The sequence below is a fragment of the Vibrio sp. 10N.239.312.D08 genome, from assembly GCF_041466145.1.
Classification (GTDB): Bacteria; Pseudomonadota; Gammaproteobacteria; order Enterobacterales; family Vibrionaceae; genus Vibrio; species Vibrio crassostreae_C.
In genome coordinates, this window is record NZ_JBFSSD010000029.1 from 42239 (window position 1) to 57571 (window position 15333).

15 protein-coding genes are annotated in these 15333 nt (G+C 43.4%); 12 read left to right on the forward strand and 3 right to left on the reverse strand.

The annotated features are described in order from the left end of the window. The first annotated feature begins 104 nt into the window (after positions 1–104). Positions 105–590, forward strand: coding sequence for a C40 family peptidase (locus AB6D58_RS15710; protein ID WP_017059602.1), 486 nt, complete (start codon positions 105–107; stop codon positions 588–590). Positions 591–697: 107 nt separating this feature from the next. On the opposite strand, the gene AB6D58_RS15715 is transcribed toward AB6D58_RS15710, so the two are convergent. Next, a complete protein-coding gene (locus AB6D58_RS15715; protein ID WP_010440912.1) occupies positions 698–1042 on the reverse strand; it encodes a DUF3802 family protein in 345 nt (114 codons plus the stop codon). 585 nt (positions 1043–1627) lie between these two features. On the opposite strand from AB6D58_RS15715, the gene AB6D58_RS15720 reads away from it, so the two are divergent. Together AB6D58_RS15720 and AB6D58_RS15725 are read left to right on the forward strand one after the other, a co-directional pair. Further along, positions 1628–2494, forward strand: a complete 867-nt coding sequence (locus AB6D58_RS15720; RefSeq protein ID WP_017059601.1) for a fructosamine kinase family protein — start codon at positions 1628–1630, stop codon at positions 2492–2494. 63 nt (positions 2495–2557) lie between these two features. Then, positions 2558–2761 (forward strand): CPXCG motif-containing cysteine-rich protein, encoded by a 204-nt coding sequence (locus tag AB6D58_RS15725; RefSeq protein ID WP_017059600.1) that lies wholly within the window; start codon positions 2558–2560, stop codon positions 2759–2761. A gap of 108 nt (positions 2762–2869) precedes the next feature. On the opposite strand, the gene AB6D58_RS15730 is transcribed toward AB6D58_RS15725, so the two are convergent. After that, positions 2870–3478 carry a riboflavin synthase gene (locus AB6D58_RS15730; RefSeq protein WP_017063887.1) on the reverse strand — a complete coding sequence of 203 codons (609 nt, stop codon included), beginning with the start codon at positions 3476–3478 and terminating at the stop codon, positions 2870–2872. A gap of 453 nt (positions 3479–3931) precedes the next feature. Between AB6D58_RS15730 and AB6D58_RS15735 the strand changes: the two genes are divergently transcribed. Next, entirely contained in the window at positions 3932–5302 is a 1371-nt protein-coding gene (locus AB6D58_RS15735; RefSeq protein ID WP_017063888.1) for an MATE family efflux transporter, read from the forward strand. A 101-nt stretch (positions 5303–5403) separates the two neighbouring features. On the opposite strand, the gene AB6D58_RS15740 is transcribed toward AB6D58_RS15735, so the two are convergent. Continuing rightward, positions 5404–6246 (reverse strand): DNA ligase, encoded by an 843-nt coding sequence (locus tag AB6D58_RS15740; protein WP_136978467.1) that lies wholly within the window; start codon positions 6244–6246, stop codon positions 5404–5406. Between the two features lie 311 nt (positions 6247–6557). Between AB6D58_RS15740 and AB6D58_RS15745 the strand changes: the two genes are divergently transcribed. The 8 genes from AB6D58_RS15745 (at position 6558) to AB6D58_RS15780 (ending at position 15199) form a co-directional block, all read left to right on the forward strand. Continuing rightward, positions 6558–6887, forward strand: a complete 330-nt coding sequence (locus tag AB6D58_RS15745) for an STAS domain-containing protein (protein ID WP_050621341.1) — start codon at positions 6558–6560, stop codon at positions 6885–6887. 62 nt (positions 6888–6949) lie between these two features. Continuing rightward, on the forward strand, positions 6950–7786 hold the full coding sequence (locus tag AB6D58_RS15750) for an OmpA family protein (protein WP_102320212.1): 837 nt from the start codon (positions 6950–6952) through the stop codon (positions 7784–7786). Then, positions 7783–9882: an SLBB domain-containing protein gene (locus AB6D58_RS15755; protein WP_136982668.1), complete on the forward strand. Its 2100-nt coding sequence runs from the start codon at positions 7783–7785 to the stop codon at positions 9880–9882. Before AB6D58_RS15750 ends, AB6D58_RS15755 begins: the two co-directional genes overlap by 4 nt. Then, positions 9882–10571, forward strand: coding sequence for a tyrosine-protein kinase family protein (locus AB6D58_RS15760; protein ID WP_017059593.1), 690 nt, complete (start codon positions 9882–9884; stop codon positions 10569–10571). Before AB6D58_RS15755 ends, AB6D58_RS15760 begins: the two co-directional genes overlap by 1 nt. Positions 10572–11125: 554 nt before the next feature. Further along, a complete protein-coding gene (locus AB6D58_RS15765) occupies positions 11126–12118 on the forward strand; it encodes an ABC transporter substrate-binding protein (RefSeq protein ID WP_017059592.1) in 993 nt (330 codons plus the stop codon). 147 nt (positions 12119–12265) lie between these two features. Continuing rightward, positions 12266–13165 carry a proline/glycine betaine ABC transporter permease gene (locus tag AB6D58_RS15770; RefSeq protein ID WP_017059591.1) on the forward strand — a complete coding sequence of 300 codons (900 nt, stop codon included), beginning with the start codon at positions 12266–12268 and terminating at the stop codon, positions 13163–13165. Then, entirely contained in the window at positions 13158–14390 is a 1233-nt protein-coding gene (locus AB6D58_RS15775) for a glycine betaine/L-proline ABC transporter ATP-binding protein (RefSeq protein ID WP_017059590.1), read from the forward strand. Before AB6D58_RS15770 ends, AB6D58_RS15775 begins: the two co-directional genes overlap by 8 nt. Positions 14391–14794: 404 nt before the next feature. Beyond that, positions 14795–15199 carry an Hpt domain-containing protein gene (locus AB6D58_RS15780; RefSeq protein WP_017059589.1) on the forward strand — a complete coding sequence of 135 codons (405 nt, stop codon included), beginning with the start codon at positions 14795–14797 and terminating at the stop codon, positions 15197–15199. Positions 15200–15333: the final 134 nt, after the last annotated feature.

Genomic DNA, 15333 nt, shown 5'->3' on the forward strand with positions numbered 1-15333 from the left:
GTGAAATCCAGTTTGACTACGAAAAGAGATATCCTTAAGTTAGGTCGTATACTAGAAGTCCTTGATGACGTTTTTATTTCAGTTTTTTGTCAGAAGAGTTACATATGAAAATCAGAAAAATGGCTGTAGTTACAATAACTTTAGCAACATTGGCTGCTTGTAGCTCGTCACCTTCGCCTTCTCAGCTTAGTCAAACCGCACAGAAACCCCTATCAAAGTCAGAACAATTGACTACAAACGCTTATATGAGCGTGTATGAACAGTGGAAAGGCGTGCCATACCATTTCGGTGGGACCTCATTTCGAGGTATAGATTGCTCTGCTTTTGTTCAAATCGCCGTGCAAAATGCGACTCAACAAGCTCTACCAAGAACCACAAAAGACCAGAGTAAAAAGGGAAAAGAAATTGCGTATGGGCAGGCAACAAGCGGTGACTTGGTGTTTTTCAAGACTTCGATGACGGTGCGACATGTAGGCGTTTATTTAGGAAACAACCAATTTCTACATGCCTCGACATCGAAAGGTGTCATTATTTCTAGGTTAGATAACCCTTACTGGGCATCCAAGTTTTGGCACTTTAGGCGTTTATAGCGGTTCGAAAGATAAACCGCTGAGCGAGGTAACTCTAGAAAGATACGACTTAAACGCCCGTTGTTATTATGCTGATTAATTACGACGATAAATGAGCAAACAAACCGTTAATCGTATTTAGCAACAGCAGTATCAAACAGGTTCTTCACTAACGCGATGTACTCATCGAGGAATACAATTTGTTCGTTAGTCGCTTTCTTAGCCCACACACCCGCTAATACTTCACCAAGATCCGCTACTACGGCATCTGCTTCTTTCAAAAGTTGAAAACGAACGCTCGAATGCAACTCTGGGTTTTGCTCGAAAATAGCCATGATGTTTGTTGAAATCATGTCGGTAACAATGTCTTCGACACTTTCGTTTCCAGTATCACCATTACTATTGGTAAACACATCAAGGTTGAATGATAGGTGCTCGATTAAAGCCAAATAGCCATCGGTTTCTACAACCACAATAATTCTCCGTTTTAAGCTCTAGAGCAGATTAATACGTACTTGCCTAATACTATGTAAATGAAGCTATTTGTCATCACTTTATTGCCCAAAACTACATTTAAATGATCCTAGTTAGTATTTCAGCTTAAAATTAAATCGATATAGCTTTATGTGGTATACCTGCCTACTTACGACATAAGTAAATTCACGCTAAAGAAGTGTAAGACAAACTTTGAAGCAAAGTATTGCGCCAGTTAACAATAGCCCTTTCAACTTACTCTAAAAGCTCATTTGATTTAGTCGCTAGACAATAACAAGCTCAAACCTCTTTTCCAGTTTGTGGCGTTCAAAACCGTTTCGATTGTGAGACCAGTTCCAAACTATTTCATCACGTCAGGTTTTCAATTTATGTTTGTATTTCAAAGAGCTTGAATCAGTTCGAGTTCACAATTCGGCCAATTGATTCTACGTAAGATGAAGAAGAGCTAAGAACATTGACGAGTGCGTCTATAAATTGTTCAGATTTATCCTAAACTATTGCTATTAAACAAACAGTATTTCTAACCTTCAATCTTTTTAACTTTCAGTCTTTGAGGATTTCCTATGTGGCAGGCCATTTCTCAACAACTTTCAGATACTCTTCTATTTAACTTTCAGATTACTGAACGTACCAAGGTTTCTGGTGGCGACATTAACGATTGCTATATGATCAGCGATGGTAATGAGCGTTACTTTGTGAAAGTGAATCAGCGAGAATTTTTACCTAAGTTTGAAATTGAAGCTGAGAACTTACGCTTGTTAAGAGAAACCTCCACTGTTTACGTTCCTGAGTTGGTGCTTATTGGCAAAACCAAAGAGTGCTCGTTCATTATTCTGAATTACTTGCCGACCAAACCGCTCGAGACGGGCAACAATAGCTTCGATTTCGGCGTTCAGCTTGCGCGGCTTCATCAATGGGGCGAGCAAAAAGAGTTTGGTTGCGACCAAGACAACTATATCGGCAGCACACTTCAACCCAACCCTTGGCATAAGAAATGGGGTCGCTTTTTCTCTGAGCAACGCATTGGTTTCCAACTGCAACTGCTCAAAGAGAAAGGCATCGAGTTTGGTGATATCGATGACATCGTTGATGTGGTAAATATGCGTCTTGCTGGCCACAACCCTCGCCCTTCTTTGCTTCATGGGGATCTTTGGAATGGCAATGTTGCTAACTCTGCGTTTGGCCCAATTTGCTACGACCCTGCTTGTTACTGGGGGGACCATGAGTGTGATTTGGCGTTAACTGAATTGTTTGAAGGTTTCCCTAAAGAGTTTTATGAAGGTTACCAGAGCGTCAATCCACTCGACGTTGGCTATACTGATCGGAAAGACATTTACAACTTGTACCATCTTCTTAACCACTGCAATCAATTTGGCGGCGAATATTTAGCACACACTGAAGCATGCATTCAGAAGATACAGGCCGTTTAATACCAATTACAGCTGTTTATAACCGAATACGATTGGTATCAGTTACAGTGAGGAGAATTTGCCATGCATAAATACACAGAGAAACATGTCTCCTGTCCGCATTGTGGGCACGGTATTAACATCACGCTTGATGCATCTAATGGTAGCCAAGACTTCTATGATGATTGTCCAGCGTGTTGCAATGCCATTCATTTGGATATGCAGGTTGACGAAGTAAGAGACAGAATCAACCTTTCGATTGATGCCGATGATGAACAAGTATTCTGACAATCAGTTTCTCGTTTAAACCATGATCAAAAAAGAGCACCTCACGTGCTCTTTTTTAATTTGGTCATCGGTGTGATTTTATTGCCACCGATTCAATGCGCTTAGTGGCTATTTCTGGTTCGCTAATACACGCTCGACAGTATCAACAATTGCCTGCGTTTGTGGATCGAACTCAATGTTCACTTGGTCGCCTACTTCACGGCCGCCAAACAGAGTACGATTCAGAGTTTCTGGGATCAGGTGAACAGAGAAACGGTTCTCTTCCACTTCACCAATCGTCAATGAACAACCATCAACACCAATGTAACCCTTACTCAATACGTACTTCATCGATTCTTCTGGTAGTTCGAACCAAAGTGTACGGTTGTTTTCTGTTTTAATCACATCGACTAGGTTAGCCATCAGAGTAATGTGGCCAGACATGCTATGCCCGCCAATTTCGTCACCAAACTTTGCTGCACGCTCAACATTCACTTTGTCACCAACATTCAGTTGGCCTAAGTTCGTCAATCGCAATGTCGCTTGCATTAAATCAAAAGCAATCTGGTTACCTGAAATTTCCGTTACCGTTAAGCAACAACCGTTATGAGCTACTGAAGCACCAATGGCTAATCCTTCAACCATTTCATCGCTTAGCTCAATGGTATGAGTTTGAAACGACTCTTTTTTGTTGATAGCAACCAGTGTTGCCATGCCTTGAACGATACCTGTAAACATAAGATTCCTATTTAGTATTCTAGGGCGTGTTGACCTTTCGCGGTTAAATTTTGTTCGGATGGGGACGCCTAGTCAAAAACGTTTTAATCGCGGCGAGGGGGAAGTAGCCTAGCATCCTAAGCAAATCTCCCTCAACAAAGAGTAAAACGCTTTTTGCGGGGGCGCCCAGCTCGAACCCTTCGGGCAGCGTTTGCTGGTCATTTTTACTACGTTATCGGCTTCTCATGTAGGCTAGCTACACATCAAAGCCTCTGCCTTGTAAAAAGGCCCAGCAACTCGCTGCAAAAATCAGCTCGAAAGATCAACACGCCCTAATAACAGTTTTTCATAGCAGTTATTGTGACATTTCTTTATGATTCGTCCAGTGGAAGCTTAAGATCATTGTCTCTGATTCCTTCAGAATGTCCTTTCCTACACTATTATTCTAATTTTCCCTCTTATTTGGAGTTGTTTGTGCATCGTTACAAAGAAGAATCCTCGAATCTAATTAAACTTGCGACCCCAGTATTGATCGCATCCGTTGCACAAACTGGAATGGGTTTTGTTGATACCGTAATGGCCGGTGGCGTAAGTGCTATCGATATGGCGGCGGTTTCGATTGCAGCAAGTATCTGGCTACCATCAATCCTATTTGGTGTTGGTCTATTGATGGCGTTGGTTCCTGTCGTTGCACAACTGAATGGTTCTGGTCGACAAGTAAAAATTCCATTCGAAATTCAACAAGGCGCATTTTTAGCGCTCGTCATCTCCCTTCCAATCATTGGTGTGCTTTTTCAAACACAATTGATATTGGAGTGGATGGACATTGAACAACTCATGGCGGAAAAGACCATCGGCTATATGAATGCGGTGATGTTTGCTGTACCTGCATTTTTGTTGTTCCAAACATTGCGAAGCTTTACCGATGGTATGTCTTTAACCAAGCCTGCGATGGTGATTGGTTTTATTGGCTTGCTATTAAACATCCCGCTGAACTGGATGTTCGTATACGGAAAACTTGGTGCTCCTGCTCTGGGTGGTGTTGGCTGTGGCGTTGCAACGGCTATCGTATATTGGGTGATGTTTGCTCTGCTGTTCGCTTACGTTTTAACATCAAAGCGTTTGGCGAAAATTAACATCTTCGGTACGTTCCATAAGCCGCAGCTTAAAGCTCAAATTCGTCTGTTTAGACTTGGTTTCCCAGTGGCGGCCGCTATCTTCTTCGAGGTAACTCTGTTTGCGGTGGTTTCTCTGTTAGTTGCACCATTAGGTTCATTGATTGTTGCCGCGCACCAAGTCGCGATCAACTTCTCTTCGCTGGTTTTCATGATTCCGATGAGTATCGGGGCAGCCGTGAGTATTCGTGTTGGCCATAAGTTGGGCGAAAACAACACCGAAGGTGCGAAGATCGCGACACACGTGGGTATCATTGTTGGTTTAGTGACAGCCCTTATGACAGCGGCGTTAACGATTCTGTTTAGAGAACAGGTTGCATTACTTTACACAGAGAACACGGCAGTAATTATGGTTGCAATGCAGTTGCTGTTGTTCGCGGCGGTTTATCAATGTACTGACGCCATCCAAGTTATCGCTGCGGGTGCTCTGCGTGGCTACAAAGACATGCGTTCAATCTTCAACATCACCTTTGTGGCTTACTGGTTGCTTGGTCTTCCTATCGGTTACATCTTGGGTATGAAAGATTGGATTGTTGACCCTATGGGTGCGCACGGCTTCTGGATTGGTTTCATCGTCGGTCTAACGTCAGCCGCGATTATGCTGGGTATGCGTCTACACTGGATGCACAAGCAGGACGATGACGTTCAGTTAGAATTTAGTTCTCGCTAGATTCGTACTCGCTAAGTCGGTCTATCTGATTTCGAATAAAAAAAAGAGCTCTGATTTTCAGGGCTCTTTTTCGTTTAATGGTCAGGTAGATCGTATCTGCCTTAATATTCACTCTTCTCTCGAACAAAGCGCGCAAACTTGGGTTTTCCGTTTTGAGTAAAACCATTGTAACGAAAGGTAATACGGCTGCCGATCTCTGGCGGTGCGAGTCTCATTTGGTCACTGAACCCGCTGCCTATATAAAATTCCACACCCTCTTCTGTGTGAACCAAGATTGAACCCATCATCCCTTTATACTTCCCTGTCCCACCCTTGTAGCCAATAACTGTGGCTTCGGCATCATGATGCCTTTTCAGTTTTAACAAATCATTACTTCGGCCTGCTTGATAACGACTGGTGATTTTTCTAAGCATCAAACCTTCGCCATTACGCTCATCGACATTATCAAGTTGATGAAACAAAGCCTCTTCACTGTGAATTGGTACATGTTCTATGTAGCTGACATGAGATTCTCCAATCACGCTTACCCAATGCAAAATGTTGTAATAGCGCTTTTGATAATCTCCCGCAGCGCCTGGCATATCAAACAGCATGAAATCGATTTGGCGCCATGCTGTGTCACTCGGCGTATGATCGAGAACGGTAGATTGAACAAGGTGGAACTTGCCCCTTCCTGCCCACAACTCTCCTTCGAGATGGACCTTAGGCAAGTTTTCAGTAAACCACTTCGGTGAGTAAATGCGATTACCATTGCGTGTATAAAGATGTTGTCCGTCCCAAAGAGCCCGAATCCCATCAAGCTTTTCACTCTTCCAGTATTCAGAAACATCAATGCCTTGCTGGTAGGAGTTTGCAAGCACCAAATAGTCCGGAGGTAAATAGGATGAATGAGATGAAAGCGAACACACCCATAGAGTGGCTAAAGCCAGTTTGGTTAATCTCATCATCTTCTCCGTATTAATAACTGTAGTGGTCAACAAATGCTTTTAATCGTAAGTGCTCTAACACGCAGTTAGACAATCTTTGCTAGAAGATGCGATCCACTCATCAACCTTATCTAACCCTTGCATCTATTCATTAAATTAATGACTTATGGCTCTCATATGATCCGCCGTTTTTAGTTCTCAAATTGAGAAATGCCTTTTCTCAATTTGAGATGGGAATTCACGATAAACATAAGCCATTGAAAAATAACAACATAAAAGTTGGCACATTCAGTGCAATTGTCCATACATACTGAAAAGGAGATATCGCTATGGAACTACGTAAGATTGATTTAAACACAACGACACTGACACTTTCTATTTTCGGTGATCTGGATGCAGCAGGCAGTCGTGATGCACAAACCGACATCGATGATGTGATTTCTAACGATGGTCACCCTGAAATCGAAGTTGATTTTAGTCAGGTTGAGTTTTTAGATTCATCTGGTGTTGGCGCGATTGTTTATATGTTCAAACGTCTGACTGAACGCGAGCGCAACATGCGACTTGAAAATGTGACGGGTCAACCTCTTGAAATTATGAACTTGCTGCGTATTGGCCACGCTATCCCAGTAAATTCAAAAAATCCTGCAAATTCATGAAGACCCACTAAGCTAGAAGTAACAAAAAATAATAAGAAAAATTAGAAACATAGGACGTTGGCATGAAAATACTGAAAAACTACATAGCCCTTTCTCTGTCCGCTCTCGTTCTGGGTGGCTGTACTAGCTATCCTGAACAAGGCACAGGGGGTTTGGCTGAAAGTTACGATTCTATTAACTATCAAAACTCAGACTTCTCTCCTGTCATGCCAGACGAGCCTCTTGGTCCGGAACATGGATTACGCTTTGATTGGCAGCTCGCTAAATTGCACCTTGATGCTTTGATTCAAGAAGGTGCTCGTTGGTGTTTCCCCGCTGCTGTTGTTCAAGCAATCGAAAAGCAAAATCGTATTGCTCGCGAACTTCAAGGTGGTCTACTACTGGATGCAGCCAACGACTTAGTAATCCAAAGAAAACGCCTAAATGAACTTGAGGTCCAACTGGATTACGTAACTTCACAAGCCCGCTGTGAGCCACCACAAAATGAAAATCAATTTAGAATGCAACTGTCGGTTATTGAACAGTTGTATGACCTACTTAATGTTGACAACCAATTTGCGGAAAACTCGACTGAAGTAAATCCTAAGTATATGGGAAGACTGGCCGAGGCGACCACTTTACTTAAAGAACACAAATCCCTAGACCTTGTTGTTACCGGCCATGCTGATGCAACGGGTGCCGAAGAATACAACGACAAGTTAGCACTTGGACGAGCGAAACAAGTCGAACGCTACCTGACTATTTTTGGACTAGGCGCTCAACGAATCAAAGCCGTATCTGTTGGCGAAACCGTCCCTCTTTTTGAAGGCGAATCTGACGGCACACGTTTAACTAACCGCCGAGTAAGTATCGAAGTTATCTCGCCTAAGAATGCCGAGAAAATGGGAGGTGGAATATGAAATCCTTAATCGCTTTTATCATCACCCTGTCGTTGAGCTTTGCGAATGTTGTCAATGCTAACGACGAGTTTTCAGACGCGGTTCAAGTCGGTGACCTTATCCAAGTTAATGTACCCGGTGAAAGCACCTTAAACACTGGTTTCCAGGTGGATAAGCGTGGACGTATTACCCTTCCTGAAGTAGGCGCTGTGTTTGTTGCAGGTTACGACAGCGAACAGCTTAACAAAGTCGTTCTAGAGTCGCTGGCAACCGCTTATAAAGATCTTTCGAACGCTTCAGTGTATGTAAAAGAGCAGCAAATCATTATCTATGTGCAAGGTTATGTAGAACAGCCTGGCGAATACACTCTCGCATTAGGTTCTAGCATCCAAATGGCACTTTACGCTGCGGGTGGTTTACGCCCGGGCGCGCAACTGGACAAGCTTATTCTTAAGCGAGGCGCGGATAAGAAAGAGTTTAACTACAAACGATTCCTTGATTCAGGAGACGAGTCAACATTACCTACTCTTCAATCACTGGATTCACTATTCGTTCCAGCTTCTCCATTAGTCGGTAACATCGAGCAAGAGTTCGATGCAGCAAAGCTTGCTAACTCAGGTGACAGTGCTGATTCTCGTAACTCCATCAAAGTGTTTGGTGAGGTGAACGCGCCGGGTTCGTTCACTTACAAAGAGAACACCGACCTTGTCGACGTACTTATGCGTTCGGGCGGCGTAACTCGTTATGCCAGTGTTGAGCAAATCCGAGTGATTTCGAACAACACCCCAACGCTATTCAACCTAAAACGTTACTTAGATTCTGGTGACGAAAGTCTGCTTCCAATTTTACGCCCGGGTGCGACCATTTTCGTTCCCAAGCAAGAAGAAGAGATCAAATCCGGCGCCAACATGGTTTACGTAATGGGCGAAGTCGCAGCCCCTGGTGCTTTTGAAGGCAAAAGAGACGCGACCTTTATGGATATCTTGGCGAATGCGGGCGGCCCAACTCGATTTGCAGAGTCACGACAAATCCGTGTTATCAAAGCAGATGGCAGAGTGCTTAAATTCGATTTAGCGGCTTACACTGAAGGCTTACCTAACTCTAACCCTCCTAGCATCAAAGCTGGTGACGCGATTTTCGTTCCCGAGAAAACCGACATGAACGAGAAGTCTTGGTTGAAAATCACGCCAGACAGAGCAGTTAACGTAATTGGTGAGGTGAATCGACCTGGTCGTATTGAATGGTCAGATGAAATGAATTTCATGGGATTATTGGCACACGTCGGTGGCCCTACGCTACGCGCTGACACATCGAAAATCGAAGTTGTTACTGGTAGAAAGCTAGTTGTGTTTAACCTTGATGATTTTATTCGAAATGGTGCGCCACGTGACCAAATGCCACAAATTCAAGCGGGCTCTATCGTGCGTGTTCACGACTTGCCACAAGATCCTTCAGACAATAAATCACAATGGGTTCGTCAAAGCTCTGATGCTTCGATCTACATCTTTGGACAAGTGAATGCACCCGGTCGTTACCGCTTCACCAAAGACATGCACTTCCTTGATATCTTGTCTGCGGCTGACGGTCCAACAAAGGATGCCGACATCCACAACGTTCGAGTAACGCATCGTGACAAAACCTATTCGCAAGTAAGCAAACTTAACTTATCACTGTACTTTGAAACCGGTGACGAATCGTTACTGCCAAACGTAACCACTGGCGACACGATTTACATCCCAGAGAAAGGCAAAAACTGGTTAGATACACCGAAAGAAGAAACCGTTCGTGTGCTTGGTGCGATTAACAATCCGGGGCGTTATGTGTTCAACGACAACATGACCATTCTAGATATTCTGGCAGAAGCAGCAGGCCCTACCGACAATGCTTATGTAGAAAAAATTACCATCGTCAATATGTCTTGCTGCCAAGGTCAGGCTCGTACTTTTGACCTTGTTGAATTCAGCAAAACGGCGAACATTTACAACTTGCCGGTGCTACGCGCTGGTGACACGATTTACATCCCAGACCGTCGCGAAAGCTTTATTGAAAAAGCACGCGTCGGACTTGATGACATACTGCGTATCACCACCACCATCGTATTAATAGGAGCTTTATAATGACAATTTCAGCGACCCATGCCGAAGTCGAGCAACTGTATTTAGCTTCTGAACTTAACGGCCAAAAATCAATATGCGTCACCGCCTGCCATTCAGGTGACGGCGTAACATCTATTGCAACCGCATTAGCCGAGCGTTTTCTTCTTGCGGGTCATTCAACACTTTATGTTGATCTCAACTTATTCAACCCTGCTTTCAAAGATTTGAATATGCTAGAAGATAATCAGCAAGGTCAATTGATTGAACATGTTGAATCTCAGCGTACGTTTATCGGTGTCCCTGCTCCACAAGTTGCTTCAACGCAATTGGCTTATAAAGATCCGACAACGTTACAAAACGTGGTCAACAAATGGTTAGAGAAATACGACAGAGTCATCATTGATACCTCACCGCTTCTCAACATAAACAAAGGCAACATTCCGGCTCAGTCTGTGGCGAGTGCTTGTGACAGCACATTGATGGTTGTCGCCTATGGTGAAACGTCGAGTCACCACCTAGAACAAGCGAAAAAGCTGCTTGATGCACAAAGTATCAACCTAATGGGCTGCGTGATGAACATGAAACAAAAGCCTAGCTTTGCACAAGAGATGGTCAGACAAATCAATCGAATGAAATTCATCCCCGCTAAGCTTCGCGATAGCTTGGCAAACAAGCTGTATCAAAATGAGTTTTTGAACCTTCCGATGTAACTTTCTTTTGCTACTTTCTGGCTGTCATTAAACCATGACAGCTACCTATCCTATTAGACTTCAAGCTCCAAAAGCTCTGAATAACTCAAAACCAAATTGGGTATTTTTGGCGAAGTTATTATTAAAAATAAGATTTTAAAAACCATTCAACGCATTTCACACACATCAATCATGGTCTTACCCCCTTTAAATTCCTTCAAAAATCAACAGCCCCACGCCTAACTTTAGCGGTAATGTGACACAGACGGTTAAAGTGCCATGTAAATCGCATCAAAGATGGAATTCGTACGATTATTCCCTAAGATTATAAATAGAGGTGGTTTTTGACGAATTTGTAATAGTTTGACAAAGTTATCCGATGGCTGTTGAAACACAGTGGATGAATTGGCAAATCACACTTCACTGACTTTGCACGTTTATCTATTCAAACTTCACCCATCCCTCCTTCTGCTCAAATGGTTCAAATACACGGAAAGGATCACCATCGAGCAATTTAGATAATCAATTTACCTTGGTTACCTTAGTTGTATTATTAAAGAGAAAGGAAACTCAATATGAAATACAAGTTAAGCTCCGTATTTTTGTTAGTAGCAGCAGCCAGCGGTAATGCTAACGCTGGAGAATGTGGCAGCGTAACAATCGCAGATATGAACTGGAACTCTGCAACACTGATCGCCAATATCGACCAATTCATCCTTGAACATGGTTATGGGTGTGATGCTGAACTTATCCCTGGCGACACTATGCCAACAGGCACGTCTATGATCGAAAAAGGCCAGCCTGATGTTGCACCTGAACTTTGGAGCAACAGCTTAAAAGACGCATTAGATAAAGGTGTTGAAGAAAAACGTCTTCGCTACGCAGGTAAAGCACTTGTGAACGGCGGCGAAGAAGGCTTTTGGGTTCCAGCTTACCTAGTAAAACAGTACCCTGAAATGGCAACCATCGAAGGCGTACGCAAAAACGCAAGCTTATTTAAACACCCTGAAGACCCAGATACATCTGCATTCTACAGCTGCCCTGCAGGCTGGAACTGTCAGATCAGCGCCGGAAACTTGTTTAATGCTCTTGAGCTAGAAAACAGCGGTTTCACGATTGTTGATCCAGGCTCGAGTGCCGGCTTATCTGGCTCTATCGCAAAAGCTTATGAACGTGAAGAAGCTTGGTTTGGTTACTACTGGGCACCGACCGCTGTTCTAGGTAAATACGACATGGTTAAAGTCGACTTTGGCAGTGGCGTTAATGAGGAAGAGTTCCTTAACTGTACCACCAAAGAAGATTGTGAATCGCCAAAAGCAACCATGTACCCGCCTTCACCTGTCCACACGATTACCACTGAAAGTTTTGCGTCACGTGCTCCTGAAGCGTACGACTACTTTACTAAACGTGGTTTCACAAACGACAAAATGAACTCGCTACTTGCTTGGATGGAAGACAACCAAGCTGATGGCGAAGAAGCGAGTCTACATTTCTTAAGTGAATTCCCAGAAGTATGGCACCCATGGGTTTCTGAAGAAGTGGCTAAGAAAGTTGAAGCTCAGCTGTAAGAGCTTGATTTAATAACAAGTAATTACGCTTCAACAATAAAACAGAAATAACGTCGCTATACTTGATGTTATTCATGATTCGGAGCCCTTTTCATTAGCGATTTTCTTATCGCATGGACAAGTGGCTCCGAACTATAAGGATATAAAATGGCTGACAGCAATTGGTTATCAAGCTTTCCAGAGATGGAACGCGGTGATTTACGAACCATAAAAAAGACGCTAGATGGCGCATACCGTGAATTTTCCCGTGAATACGGCGAAATGATTGAATCTCTCTTTGACCCTCTTCTTTCATTCCTCGTTTGGTTTGAAAAACTCCTTATCTCAACACCTTGGATTATAGTCCTGGCTGTGTGTACCAGCCTTGTCTACGCAGCAAGCCGTTCTTGGAAACTGGCTCTAGGCTGTGTTGCTTCTCTACTTCTCATTGGTTACTTTGGAATGTGGGAAGACACCATGCGGACGCTCAGTATCATCACTGTATGTACCTTGGTTTCAATATTCTTGGGCATTCCGATTGGTATTGCGATGGCTCGTTCAAATCGAGCTCAGTCAATTGTTACGCCGATGCTCGATATCATGCAAACCATGCCTGCGTTCGTTTATTTGATTCCAGTGGTAATGCTACTGGGCATCGGTAAGATTCCAGGGCTAATCGCCGTGGTTATCTACGCGATTCCACCTGTAATTCGTCTAACTAACCTAGGCATACGCTTAGTTGATAAAGAAGTCCTTGAAGCCGCTACCGCTTTCGGTGCGAGCAAAAAGCAACGCTTATGGGGTGTTCAACTTCCTCTAGCAATGCCAACGATCATGGCGGGTATTAACCAAACCATCATGATGGCGCTGTCTATGGTTGTTATCGCATCCATGATTGGTGTGAAAGGCCTAGGACAACCGGTTCTTAAATCGATCACCAACCAATACTTCACATTAGGTTTGATGAATGGCTTCGCCATTGTGGCCCTCGCAATCCTTTTTGACCGCGCTTCACAAGCGTACGCAAGAAGAACTAATGCGCATTTAGGAGGATTCAAGCATGACTAAACCATTGATTGAAATTAGTGGTCTGTACAAGGTGTTTGGACCGAAACCAATGTCTGTTATGAACCGAGTTCAAAACGGCGAACACAAAGATCAGATTCTTGCGGATACGGGTCATACCGTTGGTTTGAAAGAGATCAACCTTGAGATTAACCGTGGTGAAATCTTCGTTATCATGGGGCTTTCTGGCTCGGGTAAATCGACGCTGATTCGCCACTTCAACCGTTTGATTGACCCGACTCAAGGTAAAATCATGGTTGAAGGCATTGATGTGATGAGCCTCAACACTAAACAGCTAGAAGAGTTCCGTCGTCATAAAATGTCGATGGTATTCCAACGCTTTGGCTTAATGCCTCATCGCACTGTGGTTGAAAACGTTGCGTACGGGTTGGAAGTACAAGGCATCAAAAAAGAAGACCGTTTAGCAAAAGCCAACGAATGGTTAGAAACCGTGGGCTTGAAAGGTTACGGCAAGCAATACCCTGCGCAACTTTCAGGTGGTCAGCAACAACGTGTTGGCCTTTCTCGCGCTCTGTGTACTAACGCTGAAATCTTGTTAATGGATGAAGCCTTTTCGGCACTCGACCCTTTGATTCGAAGTGAAATGCAAGACCAGCTTATTGAACTTCAAGAGAAGCTTCATAAGACGATTGTTTTCATCACACATGATCTGGACGAAGCACTCCGCCTAGGCGATAGAATCGCAATTTTGAAAGACGGCGAGTTAGTACAACAAGGCACACCACATGAGATTCTGCTAAATCCAGCCGATGATTACGTGGAAGCGTTCGTGAAAGACGTAAACCGTGCTCGTGCACTGACCGTTGAAACCGTTATGCAGCCTCCTCTGTATCGAATCACATCAGAAACAATTGAAGGTGCTTTGGCACAAATGAAGATGCTTAAAAACGATTACGCTTATCACGTAACAGATGACGGCTATCAAGGCCTAGTCACACAAGAAAGTCTACAAGACGCCGTTGAAGATTCATCGGTACATGATTTTAGTGATGAGATATACGAAGAAGTCCCTGCCATCTTACCAGATGCGGTGATTGAAGAAGTGCTACCGGACACTATGTCTTGTGACTACTCTCTTCCAGTTGTTGATGAAGACGGTAATCTAAAAGGTGAACTCGAGAGAAGCGCTGTTGCTGATATCTTCTCAGAAAGTAGCGAGGAAGAAGTAGAAGCCGACCCAAAGCCAAAAATTGATAAAGCTTCGTAGTCCTACTTTTCGTGATTTAAAGCACGGCTGTTTAAATTATCATTGTTTGGGTTATCGTTATTTGAGTTCTTGCTATTTAGATTAGCCTAAACTACATAAACCGCTCTAAGACCACTGTTGTTAGTAACTGCAGTGGTCTTTTTTATGTGTATCGGCCTCGCTTTGTCCTGCACTCTCCCCTTTAAGCTTATAAGTACCCAGGCTAATGGGTGCCTAAGTTTATATTTCATAAGAGAAAACAAAATAAAATCAGTCCGTTAGGTTTGTCACAAACCCAATAGCAAGATGAGTGAGATGCCAATTAAATGCTCTATTTGTACGGCAACCAGTTGAAATTATTCTAGAAAATGACTAAAACTTAATAGTATTAACAGATATTAAGCTCAATAAAAGGACTTAGTTTGATGAATTCTACTTTAGCGTCAGACGCAGCTACAAATCTAAACTCACAACAAGTGAGCGAGCTTGTCGATGAAAGCGTTCTGGAGCAAATGATTCGCGATACAAGTGCGGACATTATCCCTATCTTGATCGACCATTATGTCGAAGAATCACAAACACGCTTGGTCGCCATAAAAGAGGCTGTCACGCAGAAAGACGCTCAAACACTTGAGTTCGAGGTCCACACTCTCGGCAGCACAGCGCTTTCGTTAGGTAATCGCCCTTTGGGTGAATTAGCTCGAGCTTTAGAAAAGCTATGTTTAGAACAGAGTCATGATGCGGCATTTCGACAAGTTGATGAATTACTAGAGCTCGCAGAGCGTTCAATAAAAGCCTTGCTTGAAAGGAAAGAGGCAGGCTTCAGCTAGCTTTGCATGTTCATTATCGGTATCAGATTAAAAACTCAAAACAGTCGTTATTAATATAGTCGCCATAAGATGGGCTCCATCATGAACAGCAATGCGAGAAGTTATACAGGCCGCTTCTTAAAAGATTGCATGTG

Coding starts and splice junctions, on each gene's coding strand:
- AB6D58_RS15710 (WP_017059602.1), top strand. CDS start 105: ATGAAAATCAGAAAAATGGCTGTAGTTACAATAACTTTAGCAACATTG.
- AB6D58_RS15720 (WP_017059601.1), top strand. CDS start 1,628: ATGTGGCAGGCCATTTCTCAACAACTTTCAGATACTCTTCTATTTAAC.
- AB6D58_RS15725 (WP_017059600.1), top strand. CDS start 2,558: ATGCATAAATACACAGAGAAACATGTCTCCTGTCCGCATTGTGGGCAC.
- AB6D58_RS15730 (WP_017063887.1), bottom strand. CDS start 3,478: ATGTTTACAGGTATCGTTCAAGGCATGGCAACACTGGTTGCTATCAAC.
- AB6D58_RS15740 (WP_136978467.1), bottom strand. CDS start 6,246: ATGAGATTAACCAAACTGGCTTTAGCCACTCTATGGGTGTGTTCGCTT.
- AB6D58_RS15745 (WP_050621341.1), top strand. CDS start 6,558: ATGGAACTACGTAAGATTGATTTAAACACAACGACACTGACACTTTCT.
- AB6D58_RS15750 (WP_102320212.1), top strand. CDS start 6,950: ATGAAAATACTGAAAAACTACATAGCCCTTTCTCTGTCCGCTCTCGTT.
- AB6D58_RS15755 (WP_136982668.1), top strand. CDS start 7,783: ATGAAATCCTTAATCGCTTTTATCATCACCCTGTCGTTGAGCTTTGCG.
- AB6D58_RS15760 (WP_017059593.1), top strand. CDS start 9,882: ATGACAATTTCAGCGACCCATGCCGAAGTCGAGCAACTGTATTTAGCT.
- AB6D58_RS15765 (WP_017059592.1), top strand. CDS start 11,126: ATGAAATACAAGTTAAGCTCCGTATTTTTGTTAGTAGCAGCAGCCAGC.
- AB6D58_RS15770 (WP_017059591.1), top strand. CDS start 12,266: ATGGCTGACAGCAATTGGTTATCAAGCTTTCCAGAGATGGAACGCGGT.
- AB6D58_RS15775 (WP_017059590.1), top strand. CDS start 13,158: ATGACTAAACCATTGATTGAAATTAGTGGTCTGTACAAGGTGTTTGGA.
- AB6D58_RS15780 (WP_017059589.1), top strand. CDS start 14,795: ATGAATTCTACTTTAGCGTCAGACGCAGCTACAAATCTAAACTCACAA.